Here is a 19,017-nt window from a genome sequence, read left to right as displayed (position 1 = left end):
GCAGCACACGTCATTCGCGGCAAGGCGCGCCGCATTCAAACAGGAGCGAGTACTTTTATGCCGTCGCCATGCGTTGCAACGTCCATCTCGCGTCGCGGCCTGCTCTTGGGTTCGCTGGCCACGATGTTCGCGTCGGCGATCGCGGGATCCGCCAGCGCGCGGGAGGGCGCGCTCGATTTCCTGGCGATCGGCGATTGGGGGACAAAGCGCGCCGCCCCGGTTGCCGCCGCCATGGGGAAGTGGGCGGACGGGACGCAGCCGCGTTGCGTGATTTCGACGGGCGACAATTTCTACCCGTCGGGCGTTGCGAGTACGGATGACGTATTGTGGCGCGCCGATTTCGAGGATGTGTTCACGGCGCGGGGCCTGCAATGCCCCTGGTACCCCGTTCTCGGCAACCACGACCACCGCGGCAACGTCGCCGCCGAGATCGCCTATTCGGCCGGGAGCGCCCGTTGGCGCATGCCGGCGCGCTACTTTTCGCGAACCGAACCGTTGCCGGCCGGCGGCAGGGCCGATTTCTTCTTCATCGATACCACGCCTATGAAGGACGAGACGAGCGTTTGGAATTTAACGCCGTTCGGCGGTTTCGTGGCCGAGCAGATGGCTTGGCTGGAAGCGGGCCTTTCGGCGAGCGCCGCCGAATGGAAGATCGTCGTTGGCCACCACCCGGTCTTCTCCGGCGGCGACCACGGCCCGACGGAGGGTCTGGTGCGCGACCTGAAACCGCTGATGGACAGGCATGGCGTGCAAGTCTACCTGAACGGGCACGACCACGACCTTCAGCATATAGTTGTCGATGGCGTCAGCTACATAACCTGCGGCGGCGGCGCCAAGCCTCGCGACGTCAAGGCCGTCAGCGGCTCCCTGTTTGCGCGTTCGGAGCTGGGCTTCCTGGCCGCGACCGTGACGAAAACGGCATTTCACTTCTCTTTCGTCGGCACAGACGGTCAACCCATGTACAAGGCGATGATTCCGAACGCAGCTTGACGGCCCCCCTTTCAGGCGCTGCGCGCCAGAAAAATTCAGTTTTGATTTCGCGCTCCTTGCGTTAGGACGGGCCACTTTCCGCCCACCGCCCGAGGCATCCCCTTGTCCGCTGAACGTCCCGCCCATATGCGCCCCGAACGCTCTTTCCAGGGGCTGATCCTGACGCTGCACGACTACTGGGCCGACAAGGGCTGCGTCATCCTGCAGCCCTACGACATGGAGGTCGGCGCCGGCACGTTCCATCCGGCCACCACGCTGCGCGCGCTCGGCCCGCGCCGCTGGAACGCCGCCTATGTGCAGCCCTCGCGCAGACCGAAGGACGGCCGCTATGGCGAGAACCCCAACCGGCTGCAGCATTATTACCAGTACCAGGTGATCCTGAAGCCCAATCCTGCGAATCTGCAGGAGCTTTATCTCGGCTCGCTGGAGGCGATCGGCATAGACCCGCTGCTGCACGACATCCGCTTCGTCGAGGACGATTGGGAAAGTCCGACGCTCGGCGCATGGGGGCTCGGCTGGGAATGCTGGTGCGACGGCATGGAAGTCAGCCAGTTCACCTATTTCCAGCAGGTCTGCGGCATCGAATGCGCGCCGGTTTCCGGCGAGCTGACCTACGGTCTCGAACGCCTCGCCATGTATGTGCAGGGCGTCGACAACGTCTACGACCTCAATTTCAACGGGCTCGAAGGCGCCGACAAGGTCACCTACGGCGAGGTTTTCCTGCAGGCCGAGCAGGAGTATTCGCGCCACAATTTCGAGTATGCTGATACGGCGATGCTGCTTCGCCATTTCGACGACGCCGAGAAAGAATGCCAGGCGCTGCTCGACGCCGGCGCGCCTACCTCCGCCCGGGCCGGCGAGGGTGGGGCGCACAAGATGGTGCTGCCCGCTTACGACCAGGCCATCAAGGCATCCCATGTCTTCAATCTGCTCGACGCCCGCGGCGTCATTTCGGTGACCGAACGCGCCAGCTACATCCAGCGCGTGCGCAACCTCGCCAAGGCATGTGGCGAGGCCTTTTTGCAGACGGAAGCGGGCGGATACGCGGCCTGATCAAAAGATAGGTGGGCCAGGCCTGCTGACAGCAGCAATTGCTTCACGTGCTGAAGCTTTCACACCTCTGGTGCTTGTCGGGCCTTTGAAAACCGTCGCTTTTAGGCTTGGTGCCTTGGCGAATTGGCAATGCTCAAAGGTTGCGTAGTCAGCGAAGTGAGCGCCGTCCAGGCAACATACATCCTTAAACACAGTTCCGGCGAAGTGTGCACTTTCGTCGAAACGTGCTCCTGAAAAGTTCGCAAAACCTTCGAAGATCGCAGCATTAAAACTGGCGGCGTCGTGAAAATAGGTGCGCGCAAAGCTGACGGGTTTTTCGAAGTTTGCCAACGTCCAGCCGGAAACGCCGTAAAACTGAGACTCCTCGAACGAAGCGTTTGAGAAGGTAGCCTGAGCCATGTCGGCGAAGTAGCCGAACTTTGTGCCGTGGGCGGAAATATTCTGCTCAAATCGGGTGCCGGCAAAATCTGGGCCAACAAGGAAAACCCGGCCAGAGATATCAAGCGGTCCGTGCAAAGTCGCCTCTCTCAAACTGGGTTGAGAGAGAAGCAGGACGTCGGCAAGGAATTGTCCCGGAGAGTAATCCGGCACATGATCGGAACGACTAACGATGCTACTACCACCACCAAGCGGCACCATTGGTGTACCTGGCTGCACCCGCGCAAGTGTTGGATCGGTAATGATCGGTAACACGATATCGACGATTGCACGACTCCAGGCACGATCGACTTCAGCTTTGTCAAGGAGCCGCTTTCGCGTTTCCGCGATGCGCACAGTTGAGAATCGATCCAACCATTTCTGAGTGGGTTGATTGCCTGCTTGGCTTACGTGATTGATGTTCCAGGTGCCGGCTGCAATCATTTGCAGCCTGTCCGACCAATGATCTTTGGCCCATGGGTTGATCGACAACAGAGCGTCGAAAACAGGCGATCTCGAAGTGAAGTCTAGGATCATAAAAGCGGCTCGCCGTGCGAAATACCATTTTGAACGTATATCCGATTGGGAAGCTCTCGCATTGTCTCGCCAGCCCCGATTTCGCCAAATTGCGACCTACGGCAAGCCGTCCTGCAAGCCAAGCAGGCACGTTTTCGGCAGGGGGGAAGAGGACCGAGGCGACGATTCGAAGATCGCCGCCTTAAAGGATTTGAGCGCCTGTTAACGCTGGTCAGACCAGGCGACCGTCTCGACGGCGCGCTCGCTGGTGAACACTTCCAGCGTCTGGAGCGCCTTGCGGGTGCCCGGCATGCCGGTACTCGAGGCCGGGTGGAACTGCGCGGCAAAGCAGGCGGCGAGAGCCGCGATCTGGATATAGGTCGTAAGCGATTTCATGGCCGTAAGCCTTCCTTTCGATATCGCTTAGTCGCACCGGCCGCCGTTTTGGTTCACGGAATGCCCAGTGACGGGTGACAGGTACGGGATGACTTGCTATTCCCGCGCCAGCTTTCGCCGACGAGACCCCCAATGCCCGACCTCCTGCTAGAACTCCGCTCGGAAGAGATCCCCGCCCGCATGCAGCGCAAGGCGGCCGGCGACCTGAAAAAGATGGTCGCCGACGGTCTGGTCGAGGCCGGTCTGACCTACGAGGCGGCCCGCGAATACTGGACGCCGCGCCGCCTGACGCTCGATCTGCGCGGCGTCACCGCCCGCTCGAAGGACGTGCGCGAGGAGATCAAGGGTCCCTCGACGAAAGCGCCGCCGCAGGCGATCGAGGGTTTTTTGCGCAAGGCCGGCCTGTCTGACGCGAGCCAGGCGCATATTCATTCCGACCCCAAGAAGGGCGACTTCTACGTCGCGCACATTTCGAAGCCGGGCAGGGCGGCCGAAGAAATCATCGCCGAGCTGGTGCCTTCAGTCATCCGCGCCTTCCCCTGGCCGAAATCGATGCGCTGGGGCCCGGCCTCCGGCCCGAAGGGGATGCGCTACGGCGCGACCGAAGGGCGCGGCGGTGAGGCGCTGAGATGGGTGCGCCCGCTGCAGTCGATCCTGTGCACCTTCGGTCCAGAGACCGAGGAGCCGGTCGTGGTCGATTTCGAGATCGACGGCATCCGTTCGGGCAACGTCACCTTCGGCCACCGCTTCCACGCGCCGGGTCCGATCGCGGTCAGGCGCTTCGAGGATTATGCCGCCAAGCTGGAGGCGGCCAAGGTCGTCATCGACGCCGACCGCCGCAAGCAGATCATCCTTTCCGACGCCAGGAACCTCGCCTTCGCCAGCGGGCTCGATCTTGTCGAGGACGAGGGTCTTCTGGAAGAGGTTTCGGGGCTGGTCGAATGGCCGGTCGTGCTGCTCGGAACCTTCGAGGAGGATTTTCTGTCGATCCCGGCGGAGGTCATCCGGCTGACCATCCGCGCCAACCAGAAGTGTTTCGTCTGCTCGCCAACCTCCCCCTTGAGGGGAGGTCGCGCCGAAGGCGCGGGTGGGGGTATCGACGACGCGCTCGACGGCAGCATACCCCCACCCCTAACCCCTCCCCTCAAGGGGGAGGGGGATACTGTGCGCCTCTCCAACCGTTTCATCCTCACCGCCAACATCGAGGCGAAGGACCACGGCAAGGAGATCGCGCACGGCAACGGCAAGGTGGTGCGCGCGCGCCTTTCCGACGCGTTCTATTTTTGGAAGACCGACCAGGCCGATCTGCCCGACCTCGGCCAGTTGAAGCCGTCGGCGGAAAAATTCGGGCTCGACCTCAGGAAGCCGCTCGACCAGCGCATGGCCCGCCTCGACAAGCTCGGCGTCACCTTCCACGCCAAGCTCGGCGCGCAAGGCGAGCGCGTCGAGCGCATCGCGCGGCTGGCCGAGGAGCTTGCGCCGATCGTCGGCACCGACCCGAAGGACGCACGCCGTGCGGCCGTGCTCGCCAAGGCCGATCTGCAGACAGAGGTGGTCGGCGAGTTCCCGGAGCTCCAGGGCGCGATGGGTCGCAAATACGCGGCCCTGCAGGGCGAGCATTCCTCCGTCGCCGCCGCGATCGAGGAACACTACAAGCCGCAGGGCCCGTCCGACCGCGTGCCGACCGATCCGGTCTCGGTTGCCGTCGCGCTGGCCGACAAGCTCGACACGCTGGTCGGCTTCTGGGCTATCGACGAGAAGCCTACGGGCAGCAAGGACCCCTACGCGCTGAGGAGGGCGGCGCTGGGTGTGATCAGGATTGTGGTGGAGAATGCTTTATCAATTCAATTGCGAGCGACAGCGAGCCTCGCGATTATTCAAGTTAGGGGCATCTTTACGGAGGTCGACCGGTATCTGCAATTTGTTGAGAACGTTAAGCCGAACTCAGCATATCGTATTGAATATATCGACAAGCTTCCTCCAGAGCAGCAAGAGAGCGAACTTCAAAAACAGTTTGAGCAACTTGAGATTGCCAAGGTAGCTGCGATCGAAAAGACCCAGCCTATAGCAGCCGACCTCCTCTCCTTCTTCCACGACCGCCTAAAAGTCTATCTCCGCGAGCAGGGCGCTCGGCACGATCTGATCGACGCGGTGTTGGCGGCTGGCGGAAGCGCGCCGGTAATCTCCCCCCTTGAGGGGGAGATGTCGCCGAAGCCGACAGAGAGGGGTGGACAGGCGCGGCGCGAAACACCCCCCTCTGCCCTGCCGGGCATCTCCCCCTCAAGGGGGGAGATCACGACCTCATCGAACGACGACCTGCTCACCATCGTCCGTCGCGTCGAAGCCCTCGGCACCTTCCTCTCCACCGACGACGGCAAGAACCTGCTCGCCGGAACCAAGCGCGCGGCCAATATCCTGGCTGCCGAGGAGAAGAAGAAAACGGCCGTCGCGCCGACCGTCGATCCCGCCCTTTTCCGCACCGACGAGGAGAAAAAACTCGCGGCCGCGGTGAATCAGGCCGAGAGGAAAGCCGGCGAAGCGATTCAGAACGAAGACTTTTCCGCCGCTCTCGGCGCGCTTAGCGCGTTGCGTGAACCAGTTGATTCATTCTTTGAACGCGTTCTCGTGAATGATGAAGACGTGGCCGTGCGCGCCAACCGCCTTGCCCTGCTCGCCCGCATCCGCGCGGCGACCGGACAGGTCGCGGATTTCTCGAAGATAGCGGGTTGAGCTAGCCCTACTGCCCGAAGGGCACAGGCTCGGTCGATGGATCCGGCTGTGGATTCTGGGCCGCCGCCGCGGCCTCTTCGGCCAGCCGCGCCGCCTGACGCTTCAGCGCCTTGCGTTTGGACGGCGTGCCGCGGTCATTGGGATCGAGCAGCGGGACGCCGGGCTGCGTGGCAGCCTGGGCCGGCGCGGGGCGGGCGGCCGCCGCGCCGACCTCGCCGCCGCGAATGATCATCGGTATGGACATGCGCTGGGATGGCGTAGCGCTTGCGTCCTCTTCGCCGGCGGGTCCGCCCAGCGTGATGATGGAGGGGGTCGTTGGCGTGTCGGCGAGCGCAATGATCGACGGCGACGGTCCGGTTTCGGAAACCGCCGCGACGATGGAAGGATCGATCTCCACCTGGTCGCCGAGCGTGATGATCGAGGGATCGTCGCCCTCGGACGGATCGAGCGTCACGATCGAGGATGCATGAGTGTGCGCGGCGCCGAACGCCGCGAGGAAAAAGACTATGCCAACGACACGCATGACCGGCAGCCCCGAGAAAGCCTGAGCCTATCCTGCCGCCCTGTGCTTAACGGCGGCTTTCCGGGAAACGTAACATTTTATCGATTAACAAATCGGTGACGCGGCAGTTCTCCGCGCCTGCGGCCGGTGGTCCGGGTCTGCCTCCAGCCGCGTCCGTTACCGGTAAAAGACGCCACGTTTCGTGGATATACATCGCCGCCAACCCGCTGATTTCGTTCAGACCGGGAAATAATCCGGCCCTGTTTCTCCACGCCGCCTCCACTCAGGCGATACTTGCCCCACCGCTCTCGCGGGAACCTGGTGCGCACCGGGTATCAGGGAGGGCGGCGGCGCCGGATCGGTCGCGCGGAGGTGGCGCGGCTGGGTGATGAGCCCTGAGGTCCGGGCCCTGACCGAGGTCGCGCGGTGAAAGAATTCGCTGCGTCCCCTCCAGGTAGGGCAAGAACGCCGGCGGGGCACGGAAGACCGCGCCACGTATAACAATTGAGAGGCGACGGTCCCGTGCCCCGCTTCCCACCCCCGGCTTCGCAGGAAGCGCGGGACGTTTTCGCGCGGCCGCAAGAAAGGAGGAACAGCATATTGCCCGGAGCAAAGGCCCAAGACCCGGTTTGGCTTGATGTGGCGGGTTGTTGCCTGCGGCGATGGCGGGCTATAGCAACGCCGAGAAGAAAATCGGACGGGCGTCTGTGGCGGAAATCCTGAAGACCGGCGAGGGGATGGAGCGCGCTCTGGCGCTGCTCGAAGCCGGCCAGGTCGTGGCGATCCCGACCGAAACCGTCTACGGGCTTGCCGGCGACGCCACCAATGGCGAGGCGGTCGCGCGCATCTTCGAGGCGAAAGGCCGGCCGCGCTTCAACCCGCTGATCGCCCATGTCTCCGGCCTCGTCATGGCGCATGAGGTCGCCGTTTTCGACACCCTTTCGGAGAAACTCGCCCAGGCCTTTTGGCCGGGTCCGCTGACCCTGGTGCTCCCGCTGGCTAAGGGAGCGGCCATCCATCCGCTGGTGACGGCCGGCCTCGACACGATCGCACTGCGCATGCCGCAGGGTTTCGGCTCCCAGTTGATCGCGCGCCTCGGCCGCCCGCTCGCTGCCCCCAGCGCCAATTCGTCCGGCCGGATCACGGCCACCACCGCCGAGGCCGTCGAGGCCGATCTTGGCGGGAAGATTCCGCTGATCGTCGACGGCGGTCCGACCGAGGTCGGGCTTGAATCGTCCATCGTCAAGGTCGAGGGTGCGACGGTACGGCTGCTGCGTCCGGGCGGCATCGCGGCGGAAGTTATCGAGGCCGTGACTGGCCTGCCGCTGCTGCGGCAAGCCGCCAATACCGGGGCCAATACCGGCGAGCGCGTCGAGGCGCCCGGCATGCTCGCCTCGCACTATGCGCCGAATGCCGCCGTCCGCGTCGGTGCCGCCAGCGTCCGGCCCGGCGAGGCGCTGCTGGCTTTCGGCCCGAACCGCGCCGCAGGCGCCGCGGAGGCGGCCGCCATGCTGAACCTGTCGCCCTCGGGAGACCTGCGCGAGGCGGCGGCCAATCTCTTCTCCCACATGCAGGCGCTCGACCGCTCCGGCGCGAAAACCATCGCCGTCGAGCCGATTCCCGACGCCGGTCTCGGCGAGGCCATCAACGACCGGCTCCGGCGCGCCGCCGCGCCGCGAGACATAAGGGAAGGCCGGAAATGACCTCCGAAGCGGTCGTCCTCGATCAAGCCCTGCTCGACCGCTTCGCGGCCATCGTCGGTGATGCACACGCCCTGCGCGCGGAGGCCGACATCGGTCCCTATCTGCGCGAGCCGCGCGGCCTGTGGAGCGGCCGCTCGCCGCTGGTGCTGAGGCCCGGCAGCGTCGAGGAGGTCAGCCGCATCCTTGCGCTGGCCACCGAGACGCGTACGCCCATCGTGCCCCAGGGCGGCAACACCGGCCTCGTCGGCGGCCAGATGCCGCATGCGACCGGTAACGAGATCGTCGTGTCGCTGTCGCGGCTCAATCGCATCCGCGAGATCGACCCGCAATCGAACACCGTCACCGCCGAGGCCGGCGTCGTGCTGGAAGCGCTGCACCGGGCTGTCGACGCCGCCGATCGCCTCTACCCGCTGTCGCTGGCGTCGCAGGGCTCCTGCCAGATAGGCGGCAACCTGTCGTCCAATGCCGGCGGTACGGCGGTGCTCGCCTACGGCAACACGCGCGAGCTATGCCTCGGCGTGGAGGTCGTGCTGCCGACAGGCGCGGTGTTCGACGATCTCCGCAAACTGAAGAAGGACAACACCGGCTACGATCTGAAGAACCTGTTTGTTGGCGCGGAAGGCACGCTCGGCATCATCACCGCTGCCGTGCTGAAGATTTTTCCGAAGCCGAAGGGGCGCAAGGTTGTTTGGGTAAGCGTGCTTTCCCCAAGCGCCGCGCTGGAACTACTATCACTCGCGTTGAATGTGGCTGGGGCCAATCTGACGGCTTTCGAGCTTGTAGCTGATATAGCGGTAGAGTTCGTTGTTCGGCACATTCCGGGGACGGTACGTCCGCTGTCAGATTGGCCTTGGCACCTATTGGTGGAAGTCTCGTCGGGCCGCTCGCAGGAGGATGCCGAACAACTCTCAGAAGAGCTATTCGACAGCGCGCTATTCGGTGACGCCATGGCTACGTTTGATGCGGTTGTCGCAACCAGCGTCGCGCAAGAGAGAGCCTTCTGGGCGCTGCGCGAGAACATTTCGGACGCGCAGAAGCCGGAAGGCGCGTCGATCAAGCACGACATCTCCGTGCCGGTCGCCGCCATCCCGGAGTTCATCGCCCGCGCCGCGCTGGAAGTGGAGCGCGTCTGCCCGGGTGCGCGCGTTGTCTGCTTCGGCCACATGGGCGACGGCAACCTGCACTACAATGTCAGCCAGCCGGTCGGCGCCGACCCGCAGGCGTTCCTCTCGCTCTATCGGCCGATGAACAAGGCGGTGCATGACATCGTGCGTGATCTCGGCGGCTCGATCTCGGCCGAGCACGGCATCGGCCAGTTGAAGCGGGAAGAGCTGCTTGCCACCGCGCCTGCGGTCGGCATCGAGCTCATGCGCCGCATCAAGGCGGCGTTCGATCCCGCCGGCATCATGAACCCCGGAAAGGTGCTGTAGAGCAATTCCAGGAAGCGTGGGAACCGGTTTTCCGTCCGGAATTGCGGCAAAGAACGGTCTAGAAAGCCGCTGTAAACGAAGCCTACCAACTCCTTGCAGGCGGTGGGATTCGATAACCATCCCGGAGATCAGCAAAATTTAACCGACTTTTTTAAGCCGGCGGCTAAGGGTCGCCCGCTACTGTCCATCCCACAAGCGAGACCGGGCAAACCGGTCCGGGGGAACCGGGAAAACCGGCTCTCAGGAGAGACAGGAAGGCATCAATATGAGCACCGGACTGAAGCCAGTCTGGGCGGGCCGCAACATGCGGCTCGACCCGTTCCGTTTGCCCCAGGTCGTGAGCTACGCGACGCGCGACGATTTTGGCGACGTGACGTTCACGATCGATCAGCGTGGCGCGATCGTGAAGCGCATCCTGCAGATGAGCGGGCTGCCGGCCACCGTCGTGCTCCCGGCTAACGCCTTTCGCGGCGTGGCCGCGCGCGCCATGGAAGACCCGGAGGGCAACGTCACCGTGACGCTGGAACTTCTTCACAACGATCCGATGCTGTCGGTGCCGCTGCTCGTTGCCGACAATCTGGAAGACGTCGCCGCCGACTGGCGCGCCTGGGCCGACGCCTACCGCCTTCCGATGATGCTGATCGAAGCCGACGGCATCGCCCGCACGCTCGAGGAATCGCTCGGCGCCGCCATCAAGGCGCTGCCTGCCCAGGATCGCCGCAAGCGCCGCGTGACGCCCCAGCGCCGTCCGCGCTTCCTGATGCGCCGCAAGCCCGGCAATCTCGGCCTGCGCCTTGTCGTCAACGGCGACGAGATCATCGCTCCCGAATGAGCGGGCGTTGACTTAAACCAGCGGCTTCAGCGCCGCCCATACGCCGCCGCCGATCAGTCCCAGGAAAATCAGCCAGCCGACGACATTGTTCGACTTGAAGAGCCGCAGGCACTGGTCCGGATCGTCGATATCGAGCACCGCGATCTGGCGCGCCATGTGAGCGCCGGCGGCAACCAGACCGGCCATCGCCGGCACGGGAATCCCGGCCGCCGAAAACGCGCTCGCCATCAGGATCAGCGCGCCGCCGTAGAGACCGATCAGCCAGGATTTGGTACTGTCGCCGAACAGCCGTGCCGTCGACCTCACGCCGACCAGCGCGTCGTCCTCCTTGTCCTGGTGCGCGTAGATCGTGTCGTAGCCGATCACCCAGAAGACCGAGCCGAGATAGAGCAGCACCGCCGGCCGCGCGAGGTCGGCATATTCCGCCGCCCAGCCCATCAGCGCGCCCCAGGAGAAGGCGAGACCGAGCACCAGTTGCGGCCAGTTGGTGAAGCGCTTCATGAACGGGTAGATCGCGACCACGATCAGCGAGGCGATGCCGAGCCCGATCGCAAAGCTGTTGAACTGGACGAGTACGGCAAGCCCGGACAGCGCCTGCAGCACGAGGAAGACCCAGGCCTGCCGCTTGCTCACCTTGCCCGAGGGCAGCGGCCGCGAGCGGGTGCGCTCTACCTGTTCGTCGATGCCGGCGTCGACGATGTCGTTGTAGGTGCAGCCGGCGCCGCGCATGGCGACCGCGCCGATCAGGAAGAGCACGAGATGCCAGGGTGAGGGAATCAGCGACAAAAAACTGTCGCCCGGCCGCGCATAGGCGCTCGCGGCAAGGGCGGCCGACCACCAGCAGGGCCATAGCAGCAACTGCCAGCCGATCGGCCGGTCCCAACGGGCAAGCTGTGCGTAGGGCCACAGCCGGCGGGGCAGGGCGCGATAGACCCAATGCCCGCTCGGCGCGTCGGCGACGCGGCCCTGCGCCGCTTTCGACTGAACCTGTTCCATCAGCGTGGAGTGGCAGCCGGGCCGGCGGGCGTCAAGGCGTCCGGATTGCCGTGGGTAGATCAAAGCAATGCTTGACCAGCCGGCCATGCGGCCATACCGGAAGCCAAGTGCTTTCACGGCGAGTTCTGGCGACATGAACGTTCTTCTCATTGGCTCCGGTGGCCGCGAGCATGCGCTGGCCTGGAAGCTGGCAGCCTCGCCGATGCTGACAAAACTCTACGCCGCGCCTGGCAATCCCGGCATCGCTCGCGAAGCCGAGCTGGTCGCGCTTGATATCGCCGACCACGCTGCCGTCGCATCATTCTGCCTGGAGAAGAAGATCGACCTCGTCGTGGTCGGGCCGGAAGCGCCGCTCGTCGCCGGCATCGCTGACGACCTGCGCACCGCCGGCATAAAAGTCTTTGGGCCTTCGAAGGCCGCCGCCCAGCTTGAGGGATCGAAGGGTTTCACCAAGGATCTGTGTGCCCGCCATAATATTCCGACCGCCGCCTTTGGCCGTTTCACCGCCGCGGAGGCTGCGAAAGCCTATGTCCGCGACCGGGGCGCGCCGATCGTCGTCAAGGCCGACGGGCTGGCCGCCGGCAAGGGCGTCACCGTGGCGATGACGGAGGCGGAGGCGCTCGCCGCGATCGACGACTGTTTCAGCGGCGCCTTCGGCAGCGCCGGCGCGGAAGTGGTCGTGGAGGAATTCCTTGATGGCGAGGAGGCGAGCTTCTTCTGTCTCTGCGACGGTACGGCCGCCTTGCCCTTCGGCACCGCGCAGGACCACAAGCGCGTCGGCGACGGCGATACCGGACCGAACACCGGCGGCATGGGCGCCTACTCGCCAGCGCCGGTGATGACGCCCGAGATTGTCGAGCGCACGATGAAGGAGATCATCGAGCCAACAATGCGCGGCATGGCCGAGCTCGGCACGCCCTTTTCGGGCGTGCTGTTCGCCGGGCTGATGATCACATCGTCCGGCCCGAAACTCATCGAATACAATACCCGCTTCGGCGATCCCGAATGCCAGGTTCTGATGATGCGGCTGAAGGACGATCTGCTCGTCCTACTCCAAGCCGCCGCCGACGGCCAGCTTGCGCATATGTCGGCGCGCTGGCGCGACGACGCGGCGCTGACCGTCGTCATGGCGGCGAAGGGCTATCCCGCCGCGCCGGAAAAGGGTTCGGTGATTCGCGGCCTCGACAACGCGGCCTCACGCGGCGTCGAGATCTTTCACGCAGGCACGGCCGAGCGCGACGGCGTGATCATCGCCAATGGCGGGCGCGTACTCAACGTGACAGCGGTCGCTGCGACGGTTACCGAGGCGCAGCGCCTCGCCTACGAAGCAGTCGATCGCATCGACTGGCCGGAAGGTTTTTGCCGCCGCGACATCGGATGGCAGGCAGTCAAGCGGGAGAAGGCCTGACGCTCAGGGCGACGGTTCGTCGTTTCCGTCGAGCTTCTTCAGCAGGAAAACCGGCAGGTCCTTGCGCGAGAAACGGGTTGCCGAGAGGACCGGACCCGGATCGTCGAGTGCGGCCGCCGATATCGTCCCGGGCCGGTCCGCTGCCGTCGGCAGGTCCAGCCGCCGCACCTTCTCGATCGCCTGGCTGTAGCTGGCGAGTTCGACCGGAGCCAAGGTTTCGGGCTGCTTTCCAAGCAGGATCTGGAAGGGCAACGCGCGCCGCGCACCCGGCAGCATGGACGGGAAGCCGGCGGTCAGCGCGGCCGCCGTCACGACCCTTTCGACCTTGGCGAAGGCGAGCGTCACGTCGCCGCCGTCGAGCGCGATGCTGCGCGAGATCGGCAGCGGCACGGTCTCTCCGCTCTCGATCGTCAGCTCCGCAAGTTCAGGCACCGGCTGCCCGCTGTCCAGTTGGCCCGCGACCGCTGGAACCTCAGGCTGAACTTCGGTGGGCGCCGGCATGTCGCCCTCTTCGACCGCGGCATATTGGATCGTCACGTCGCCGCCCGCGATCGCCGTCCGCCGCGAAACCGGCACCGGCACGGTCGCGACAGTGTCGGCGATCTTGTCGACCAGTTCGCCGAAGGGCCATTCGGCGCGCAGTTCCTGCGCGCTCATCGAGGCGACGTTCACATCGATGTCGAGCGGCGTTCCCGGCACCCGGTAGGGGCAGGATCGGGAATCGCAATTGGCGCCCGCCGAGAACTGCCAAAGCGTGTAGGTCTGCCAGTTGCCCTTGGGGAAATGCAGGCCGATCACCGGCTTGTAGCGCGCGTACCACAGCGGCAGTCGCGCGAGCACGCTGTAGCGGTCGCGGTTTTCGGCTATGTGCAGCGCCGTGCTGCCATTGGTGTAGAGCACCGGCCAGCGTCCGAGTCGCGTATGGATATGGCGCACGAACGCCTCGGCGTCGTCCAGCGACATCCATTTCTGCGAATCGTTCTCCTCGATGTCGAGCGCGATCAGGTCGTCGGGAGCCGGTTCGGCGAAATCGATGAAGTTGTTGGCCTGCTCGATCGGATTGCCCGGCCGGGCAAGATGATAGGCGCCCCATTTCAGGCCGAGCGCCTTGGCCACCGTCCTCCTCGTGTGGAAAAGCTCGCGCGCAATGGCGTGGCGCTTCCACAGCGCCTTGCACAGCCTTGTCTCGGTTTCGTCCCCTTGGCACCGATAAGGAGGCGGCACGCCGTCCGACGCCTTGTTGATGAAGCCGACGATGCGCCTGTCGCCCGCCAGCTTCTGCCAGTCGATCGGGTTGTATTCGTAGGCATCGATGACGAGCGCCCTGTCGGCGCGCTTCCACGGTTCCGAAAAATCGGACGCGGCAGCGCCGGCTGCGCCAAAAAGGACGGCCCAGACTACGACAATGGCTGTGCGGGCAATGCGATAGACCGAATTTTGCAACGTTCCGGCATTCCCTTGCTTGCTAGCCGTCCTCGATCATTCTTCCCGAAGATGGTTTTCGCTTGCTCCCGATTTCCCCGCCGGCCGGCAAGTTATCGCCTGCCGCGCGGGGTTTGATCAAGCATAAAAGGATCGGGGGCGGGCGCGGCCGGCAGAGAGCCTTCGGCCTCGCGCCGGCGGAAATGCGAAAGCGAGCATCTCGGCGAGCACAATATGCCGCGGTCCGACCAATAGGCGGGGCCGTTGTCGACATCGCCATGGTGGCACCAGAATCCGACCGCCCCGAAGGGCAGACCGCATTCGATGCAGCGGCGGGTTTCCGGTCTTGCCAGCATGCTTTGCCGATTCCCTGGATCTCGAAGGGTATCTTCCCAGGCTCGACAGTTCAACCTTGAACGTAAAACTTGACGCTTACGTAAAAAGGCGGGTAGCGGCCTTTCCGGAACAACGCTAGTTTCGCCCGGCTGTGAAATGGCGGCTGAATCGGAGGAGAATGCGAATATGTACCGCGCGCCTGTCGAGGAAATCGCGTTTACGCTGAAAGCGATTGCGGGGCTGCGAACGGCTGTGGAAGCCGGCAAATTCGGCGATCTCTCGACCGATTTGGCCGACGCGATCCTTGCCGAGGCCGGCCGTTTCGCCACCGAGGAAATTGCACCGCTCTACAAGGCCGGCGACGAGCAAGGCGCCGTGCTGAAAGACGCTGCGGTCACCACGCCGCCCGGCTGGAAGGAGCTTTATCGCCGTTGGACGGAGGGTGGCTGGAATTCCCTGACCGGCCCGGAGGCGTTCGGCGGCCAGGGCCTGCCCACCATGCTCTCCGTCGCCACGCTGGAAATGTGGAACTCGGCCTCGTTGGCCTTCGCCCTCTGCCCGACGCTGACGATGGGCGCTGTCGAGGCGCTTCACAAGCACGCGTCCGACGAGCTGAAACAGACCTATCTCGCAAAGCTCGTCTCGGGCGAATGGACCGGCACGATGAACCTCACCGAGCCGCAGGCAGGCTCGGACCTGAATGCTTTGCGCGCCCGCGCCGAACGCGCTCCCGACGGCACCTACCGGATATCGGGCCAAAAGATTTTCATCACCTACGGCGAGCAGGATTTCACCGGCAACATCGTCCATCTGGTGCTGGCGCGGCTGCCCGACGCGCCCCAGGGCACGCGCGGCATCTCGCTCTTCCTGGTGCCGAAATTCCTGGTGAACGGAGACGGCTCGCTCGGCCGCCGCAACGACCTTTTCTGCGCTTCGCTCGAGCACAAGCTCGGCATCCACGGCTCGCCGACCTGCACCATGATCTATGGCGACGGTTTTGTCCCGGGCGAGGAGAAGGGCGCGGTCGGCTGGCTGATCGGCGAGGAGAATAAGGGCCTCGCCTGCATGTTCACCATGATGAACAACGCCCGCCTCGCCATTGGCCTCGAAGGCGTCGGCGTCGCCGAGGCCGCCTTCCAGAAGGCGCTGGCCTTCGCCAACGAACGCCGGCAGGGCAAGGCAGCGAGCTATTCCGGCGACGGCATGGCGCCGATCATCCGCCATCCAGATGTGCAGCGCATGCTGCTCACCATGCAGGCGCTGACCCGTGTCGCCCGCTCGATCAGCTATTCCTGCGCCCACGCGCTCGACATGGCGCGGGTGTCGGATGGCGGGGAAAAGACCCATTGGCAGGAGCGCGCCAATCTTCTGACACCCGTGGCGAAAGCCTTCTCCACCGACATCGGCAGCGAGGTGGCCTCGCTCGGCATCCAGGTGCATGGCGGCATGGGCTTCATCGAGGAGACGGGTGCCGCAGCACTCTACCGCGACGCGCGCATCGCCTCGATCTATGAAGGCACCAACGGCATCCAGGCGATCGACCTCGTCACGCGCAAGCTGCCGCAATCGGACGGCGAGCACGTCCACGGCTACATAGCCGAACTGGCGGAAACCGTCGCGGCGCTGCGCCAGTCGAATCTGGACGGCTTCGGCCGGACCGCCGAGCGTCTGGAAGCGGCGATCGACGATCTAGCCGTGGCCACGCGGCATCTTCAGGCCATGCTTTCGGCCGGAGAGGCGGACAGGGCGCTGGCCGGCGCCACGCCCTATCTCAGGCTTTTCGCGCTCGCCGCGGGCGGCGCCTATCTGGCGCGCGCCGCACTCGCGGACAAGGCGACCGGGCGTATCGCGCTCTGCCGCTTCTTCGCCGAGAATATGGCTGGCGAAACCAGTCCGCTGCGCGACCAGGTCGTCGGCGGCAGCGAGGCGCTGCTCGCTGCGGGCAAGAGCCTGGTCACGGCCTAGCTGGGCGGAAGGGGGAGGGGATGTCGGAGCTTATCGTCGTCGAGCGTAGCGGGCCTGTCCAGGTGATTCGAATGAACCGGCCGGACAAGAAGAATGCGCTTACCCGCGCCATGTATCAGGCGATGGCCGCGGCGCTCGTTGAGGGCGACGCCGATGCCGCCATCCGCGTGCATGTCTTCCTCGGGGTATCAGGCGCTTTTTCCGCCGGCAACGACCTCAACGATTTCATGGCGGTCGCGACCGGCGGCGAGGGCGGTCTGGAGGTGTGGAATTTCCTGCTGGCGCTCGCCGGATCGCAGAAGCCTGTTGTCTCGGGCGTCGACGGCATCGCCGTCGGCATAGGCACCACGCTCAACCTGCATTGCGATCTCACCTTCGCCACGCCGCGCACCGTCTTCCGCACGCCGTTCGTCGATCTCGGACTTGTTCCGGAGGCCGGCTCCAGCCTGCTCTTGCCGGCCTTCCTCGGCCGCCAGCAAGCCTTCGCGCTGCTCGGTCTCGGCGAGGGCTTTTCCGCCGAGCGCGCCAAGGAAGCCGGCCTGATCTACGCCGTCGTCGAGGAAGACAAGCTCGAGCCGGCAGTGATGGAAGCGGCGAACCTCATCGCCGCAAAGCCGCCGGAAGCGCTCAAGCTTTCCCGCGACCTCATGCTTGGTCCTCGCGAACCTCTGCTGGCGCGCATGTGCGAGGAGCGCGATCTCTTCCAGCAGCGCCTGAAATCAGATGAGGCGCGCGCGGCGCTGATCGCCTTCATGATGAGGAAGAAGGGGTAGCCGTCAGCTATCGCGCGGGGAGTGCGGACATTGCGATATGAATGGGCAGGAAATCAGCATTTGATTGTGCCGATTGCCGTCTGTGCTGTCGTTCTCATTGCAAGTTTTGCGGTCATTTTCACCGCAGGCCTGCGCATATTGCTAAGAACCGATTTTTTCGGCTCAATTGATGAGCAGAACTTGCCATGGAGTGAACGGTGGGGGCGGCGAAACGCTCGAGTTTATGCGCACCAGCATTCCCCGCAATTCCGCAAGGAGCGAAAGGCAATCAAATATGGTTCGATCACCTCCTTTTCGTGTTTCACCCTATTGTTTGTAGTCTTGGCCCTGTTCGGCAACCCGGCCTGATCTACGGATACAGCCGCGTCTTCCCCCATCCGCCGTAGCTCGTCCTCTTGAACACCACCCGGTCGTGCAACCGAAACGGCCGGTCGTGCCAGAACTCGATCTGCTGCGGCACCAGCCGGAAGCCCGACCAGTGTTTCGGCCGCGGAATCTCCCCGATCGCATACTTCGCCGTATATTCCGCCACCGCCTTCTCGAGCGCGAAGCGGCTTTCCAGCGGCCGCGACTGTTTCGAGGCCCAGGCGCCGATGCGGCTTCCGCGCGGGCGCGTGGCATAATAGGCGTCGGCCTCCGCGTCGCTGACGATCTCGACCGGGCCGCGCACGCGCACCTGCCGGCGCAGGCTCTTCCAGTGAAAGCACATCGCGGCCTTCATTGAGGACAGGATCTCGCGGCCCTTGGCGCTCTCGAAATTGGTGTAGAAGACGAAACCCTGCTCGTCGAAACCCTTGAGCAGCACCATGCGCACGTCGGGCATACCGTCCTCATCGACGGTCGCCAGCGCAAGCCCGTTCGGGTCGTTGATCTCGCTCGTCGTGGCATCGTCCAGCCACGCGGCGAACAGTCGGAACGGCTCCGCAGCCTCGGTGAAGTCACCACTTTTTAACTCTATGTCAGTCATAATTTAACTATTGGCCCATCTGTTTGCGGGGAGAATGCCGATTGTCGCGCGCCGCGCAAGCTGATCAGCCGTCGATTTTCGGTGGTCCTGGCCTGCGTACGCTCATTGTGGCGTCCCTTGTCTGCACATGCGCCCTGCTTTCGGCCTGCGGTTCGGGCGGCTTCAGCCTCGAAAAGGCAGAGGTCGACCGCAGCTTCTACACCAGCAACGTTTCGGCTCCACGGACTTCCGTCGAGGTCGACCGCCTGTCCGACGAGGCGACGATCCGCAACGCCGTGACCTCGGCCGACATCGAGACCATGGCCGGCGCTGCCCTGCCCTGGGCGAATGCCGAGACCGGCGCACGCGGCCAGATATCAGGCATTGTCGAAACCAGGGGCAAGGGCACGCTCTGCCGCGCCTTCAGCGCGACCCGCGAAAGCTTCGACGGCATCGGCATGTTCAAGGGCGAGGCCTGCATGGTCGCCTCCGGCGCATGGCGTATGCAGAGCTTCGAGTCGCTTTGACGCCCATCGATTCTGCCTTTCCGGCACTGGAATTTCTTCCTAGCCGAACGCATATATCAACGCGAGTGAACCCCC

General features: G+C 64.4%; 17 protein-coding genes and 1 pseudogene. 11 read left to right on the top strand and 7 right to left on the bottom strand.

Going from position 1 to position 19,017, the window contains the following annotated elements:
• The first annotated feature begins 57 nt into the window (after positions 1 to 57).
• Positions 58 to 990 (top strand): tartrate-resistant acid phosphatase type 5 family protein, encoded by a 933-nt coding sequence (locus tag ABLE71_RS00970; RefSeq protein ID WP_348781515.1) that lies wholly within the window; start codon positions 58 to 60, stop codon positions 988 to 990.
• 102 nt (positions 991 to 1,092) lie between these two features.
• The gene (locus ABLE71_RS00965; protein ID WP_348781514.1) at positions 1,093 to 2,043 is read left to right on the top strand and encodes a glycine--tRNA ligase subunit alpha; all 951 of its coding nucleotides are present in this window, start codon (positions 1,093 to 1,095) and stop codon (positions 2,041 to 2,043) included.
• On the opposite strand, the gene ABLE71_RS00960 is transcribed toward ABLE71_RS00965, so the two are convergent.
• Positions 2,044 to 2,904: a pentapeptide repeat-containing protein gene (locus ABLE71_RS00960; protein WP_348781513.1), complete on the bottom strand. Its 861-nt coding sequence runs from the start codon at positions 2,902 to 2,904 to the stop codon at positions 2,044 to 2,046.
• Positions 2,905 to 3,198: 294 nt separating this feature from the next.
• A complete protein-coding gene (locus tag ABLE71_RS00955) occupies positions 3,199 to 3,372 on the bottom strand; it encodes a hypothetical protein (RefSeq protein ID WP_348781512.1) in 174 nt (57 codons plus the stop codon).
• 132 nt (positions 3,373 to 3,504) lie between these two features.
• Here ABLE71_RS00955 and ABLE71_RS00950 point away from each other — a divergent pair, with 132 nt between their 5' ends.
• Positions 3,505 to 6,102 carry a glycine--tRNA ligase subunit beta gene (locus tag ABLE71_RS00950; RefSeq protein WP_348781511.1) on the top strand — a complete coding sequence of 866 codons (2,598 nt, stop codon included), beginning with the start codon at positions 3,505 to 3,507 and terminating at the stop codon, positions 6,100 to 6,102.
• 7 nt (positions 6,103 to 6,109) lie between these two features.
• Here ABLE71_RS00950 and ABLE71_RS00945 read toward each other — a convergent pair whose 3' ends face one another.
• The gene (locus tag ABLE71_RS00945; RefSeq protein WP_348781510.1) at positions 6,110 to 6,625 is read right to left on the bottom strand and encodes a hypothetical protein; all 516 of its coding nucleotides are present in this window, start codon (positions 6,623 to 6,625) and stop codon (positions 6,110 to 6,112) included.
• 641 nt (positions 6,626 to 7,266) lie between these two features.
• On the opposite strand from ABLE71_RS00945, the gene ABLE71_RS00940 reads away from it, so the two are divergent.
• From ABLE71_RS00940 to ABLE71_RS00930, 3 genes are all read left to right on the top strand, one after another.
• A complete protein-coding gene (locus ABLE71_RS00940) occupies positions 7,267 to 8,307 on the top strand; it encodes an L-threonylcarbamoyladenylate synthase (protein WP_348781509.1) in 1,041 nt (346 codons plus the stop codon).
• Entirely contained in the window at positions 8,304 to 9,737 is a 1,434-nt protein-coding gene (locus ABLE71_RS00935) for an FAD-binding oxidoreductase (protein ID WP_348781508.1), read from the top strand. Before ABLE71_RS00940 ends, ABLE71_RS00935 begins: the two co-directional genes overlap by 4 nt.
• 265 nt (positions 9,738 to 10,002) lie before the next feature.
• Positions 10,003 to 10,569 carry a DUF6101 family protein gene (locus tag ABLE71_RS00930; protein WP_348781507.1) on the top strand — a complete coding sequence of 189 codons (567 nt, stop codon included), beginning with the start codon at positions 10,003 to 10,005 and terminating at the stop codon, positions 10,567 to 10,569.
• Positions 10,570 to 10,581: 12 nt separating this feature from the next.
• Here ABLE71_RS00930 and ubiA read toward each other — a convergent pair whose 3' ends face one another.
• A complete protein-coding gene (gene ubiA, locus ABLE71_RS00925) occupies positions 10,582 to 11,565 on the bottom strand; it encodes a 4-hydroxybenzoate octaprenyltransferase (RefSeq protein ID WP_348783616.1) in 984 nt (327 codons plus the stop codon).
• Positions 11,566 to 11,698: 133 nt separating this feature from the next.
• Here ubiA and purD point away from each other — a divergent pair, with 133 nt between their 5' ends.
• A complete protein-coding gene (purD, locus tag ABLE71_RS00920; protein WP_348781506.1) occupies positions 11,699 to 12,973 on the top strand; it encodes a phosphoribosylamine--glycine ligase in 1,275 nt (424 codons plus the stop codon).
• Positions 12,974 to 13,486: 513 nt separating this feature from the next.
• Here the strand turns inward: purD and ABLE71_RS00915 are convergent.
• A pseudogene (locus tag ABLE71_RS00915) lies at positions 13,487 to 14,380 on the bottom strand (GH25 family lysozyme); the annotation flags it as partial.
• Positions 14,381 to 14,508: 128 nt separating this feature from the next.
• Complete coding sequence (locus ABLE71_RS00910) at positions 14,509 to 14,751, bottom strand: hypothetical protein (RefSeq protein ID WP_348781505.1); 243 nt, start codon at positions 14,749 to 14,751, stop codon at positions 14,509 to 14,511.
• Between the two features lie 166 nt (positions 14,752 to 14,917).
• Here ABLE71_RS00910 and ABLE71_RS00905 point away from each other — a divergent pair, with 166 nt between their 5' ends.
• Genes ABLE71_RS00905 through ABLE71_RS00895 form a run of 3 tightly spaced genes read left to right on the top strand, consistent with a single transcriptional unit; the run spans position 14,918 to position 17,817 of the window.
• The gene (locus ABLE71_RS00905; protein WP_348781504.1) at positions 14,918 to 16,696 is read left to right on the top strand and encodes an acyl-CoA dehydrogenase family protein; all 1,779 of its coding nucleotides are present in this window, start codon (positions 14,918 to 14,920) and stop codon (positions 16,694 to 16,696) included.
• 20 nt (positions 16,697 to 16,716) lie between these two features.
• Positions 16,717 to 17,469: a crotonase/enoyl-CoA hydratase family protein gene (locus ABLE71_RS00900; protein WP_348781503.1), complete on the top strand. Its 753-nt coding sequence runs from the start codon at positions 16,717 to 16,719 to the stop codon at positions 17,467 to 17,469.
• Positions 17,470 to 17,529: 60 nt separating this feature from the next.
• On the top strand, positions 17,530 to 17,817 hold the full coding sequence (locus tag ABLE71_RS00895; RefSeq protein ID WP_348781502.1) for a hypothetical protein: 288 nt from the start codon (positions 17,530 to 17,532) through the stop codon (positions 17,815 to 17,817).
• Position 17,818: 1 nt separating this feature from the next.
• Here ABLE71_RS00895 and pdxH read toward each other — a convergent pair whose 3' ends face one another.
• Positions 17,819 to 18,436 carry a pyridoxamine 5'-phosphate oxidase gene (gene pdxH / locus ABLE71_RS00890; RefSeq protein ID WP_348781501.1) on the bottom strand — a complete coding sequence of 206 codons (618 nt, stop codon included), beginning with the start codon at positions 18,434 to 18,436 and terminating at the stop codon, positions 17,819 to 17,821.
• Between the two features lie 41 nt (positions 18,437 to 18,477).
• On the opposite strand from pdxH, the gene ABLE71_RS00885 reads away from it, so the two are divergent.
• Positions 18,478 to 18,942: an RT0821/Lpp0805 family surface protein gene (locus ABLE71_RS00885; protein WP_348781500.1), complete on the top strand. Its 465-nt coding sequence runs from the start codon at positions 18,478 to 18,480 to the stop codon at positions 18,940 to 18,942.
• Positions 18,943 to 19,017: the final 75 nt, after the last annotated feature.

The sequence above is a fragment of the Mesorhizobium sp. KR9-304 genome, assembly GCF_040049215.1.
GTDB lineage: Bacteria > Pseudomonadota > Alphaproteobacteria > Rhizobiales > Rhizobiaceae > Mesorhizobium_K.
The sequence above is the reverse complement of the archived record's forward strand: the minus strand, read 5'-3'. Positions and strand labels throughout refer to the sequence as shown.

What these genes read in the sequence shown, in the direction of transcription:
- ABLE71_RS00970 (WP_348781515.1), top strand. Translation starts at nt 58, where the DNA reads ATGCCGTCGCCATGCGTTGCAACGTCCATCTCGCGTCGCGGCCTGCTC.
- ABLE71_RS00960 (WP_348781513.1), bottom strand. Translation starts at nt 2,904, where the DNA reads ATGATTGCAGCCGGCACCTGGAACATCAATCACGTAAGCCAAGCAGGC.
- ABLE71_RS00955 (WP_348781512.1), bottom strand. Translation starts at nt 3,372, where the DNA reads ATGAAATCGCTTACGACCTATATCCAGATCGCGGCTCTCGCCGCCTGC.
- ABLE71_RS00950 (WP_348781511.1), top strand. Translation starts at nt 3,505, where the DNA reads ATGCCCGACCTCCTGCTAGAACTCCGCTCGGAAGAGATCCCCGCCCGC.
- ABLE71_RS00945 (WP_348781510.1), bottom strand. Translation starts at nt 6,625, where the DNA reads ATGCGTGTCGTTGGCATAGTCTTTTTCCTCGCGGCGTTCGGCGCCGCG.
- ABLE71_RS00940 (WP_348781509.1), top strand. Translation starts at nt 7,267, where the DNA reads ATGGCGGGCTATAGCAACGCCGAGAAGAAAATCGGACGGGCGTCTGTG.
- ABLE71_RS00935 (WP_348781508.1), top strand. Translation starts at nt 8,304, where the DNA reads ATGACCTCCGAAGCGGTCGTCCTCGATCAAGCCCTGCTCGACCGCTTC.
- ABLE71_RS00930 (WP_348781507.1), top strand. Translation starts at nt 10,003, where the DNA reads ATGAGCACCGGACTGAAGCCAGTCTGGGCGGGCCGCAACATGCGGCTC.
- ubiA (WP_348783616.1), bottom strand. Translation starts at nt 11,565, where the DNA reads ATGGAACAGGTTCAGTCGAAAGCGGCGCAGGGCCGCGTCGCCGACGCG.
- purD (WP_348781506.1), top strand. Translation starts at nt 11,699, where the DNA reads ATGAACGTTCTTCTCATTGGCTCCGGTGGCCGCGAGCATGCGCTGGCC.
- ABLE71_RS00910 (WP_348781505.1), bottom strand. Translation starts at nt 14,751, where the DNA reads ATGCTGGCAAGACCGGAAACCCGCCGCTGCATCGAATGCGGTCTGCCC.
- ABLE71_RS00905 (WP_348781504.1), top strand. Translation starts at nt 14,918, where the DNA reads ATGTACCGCGCGCCTGTCGAGGAAATCGCGTTTACGCTGAAAGCGATT.
- ABLE71_RS00900 (WP_348781503.1), top strand. Translation starts at nt 16,717, where the DNA reads ATGTCGGAGCTTATCGTCGTCGAGCGTAGCGGGCCTGTCCAGGTGATT.
- pdxH (WP_348781501.1), bottom strand. Translation starts at nt 18,436, where the DNA reads ATGACTGACATAGAGTTAAAAAGTGGTGACTTCACCGAGGCTGCGGAG.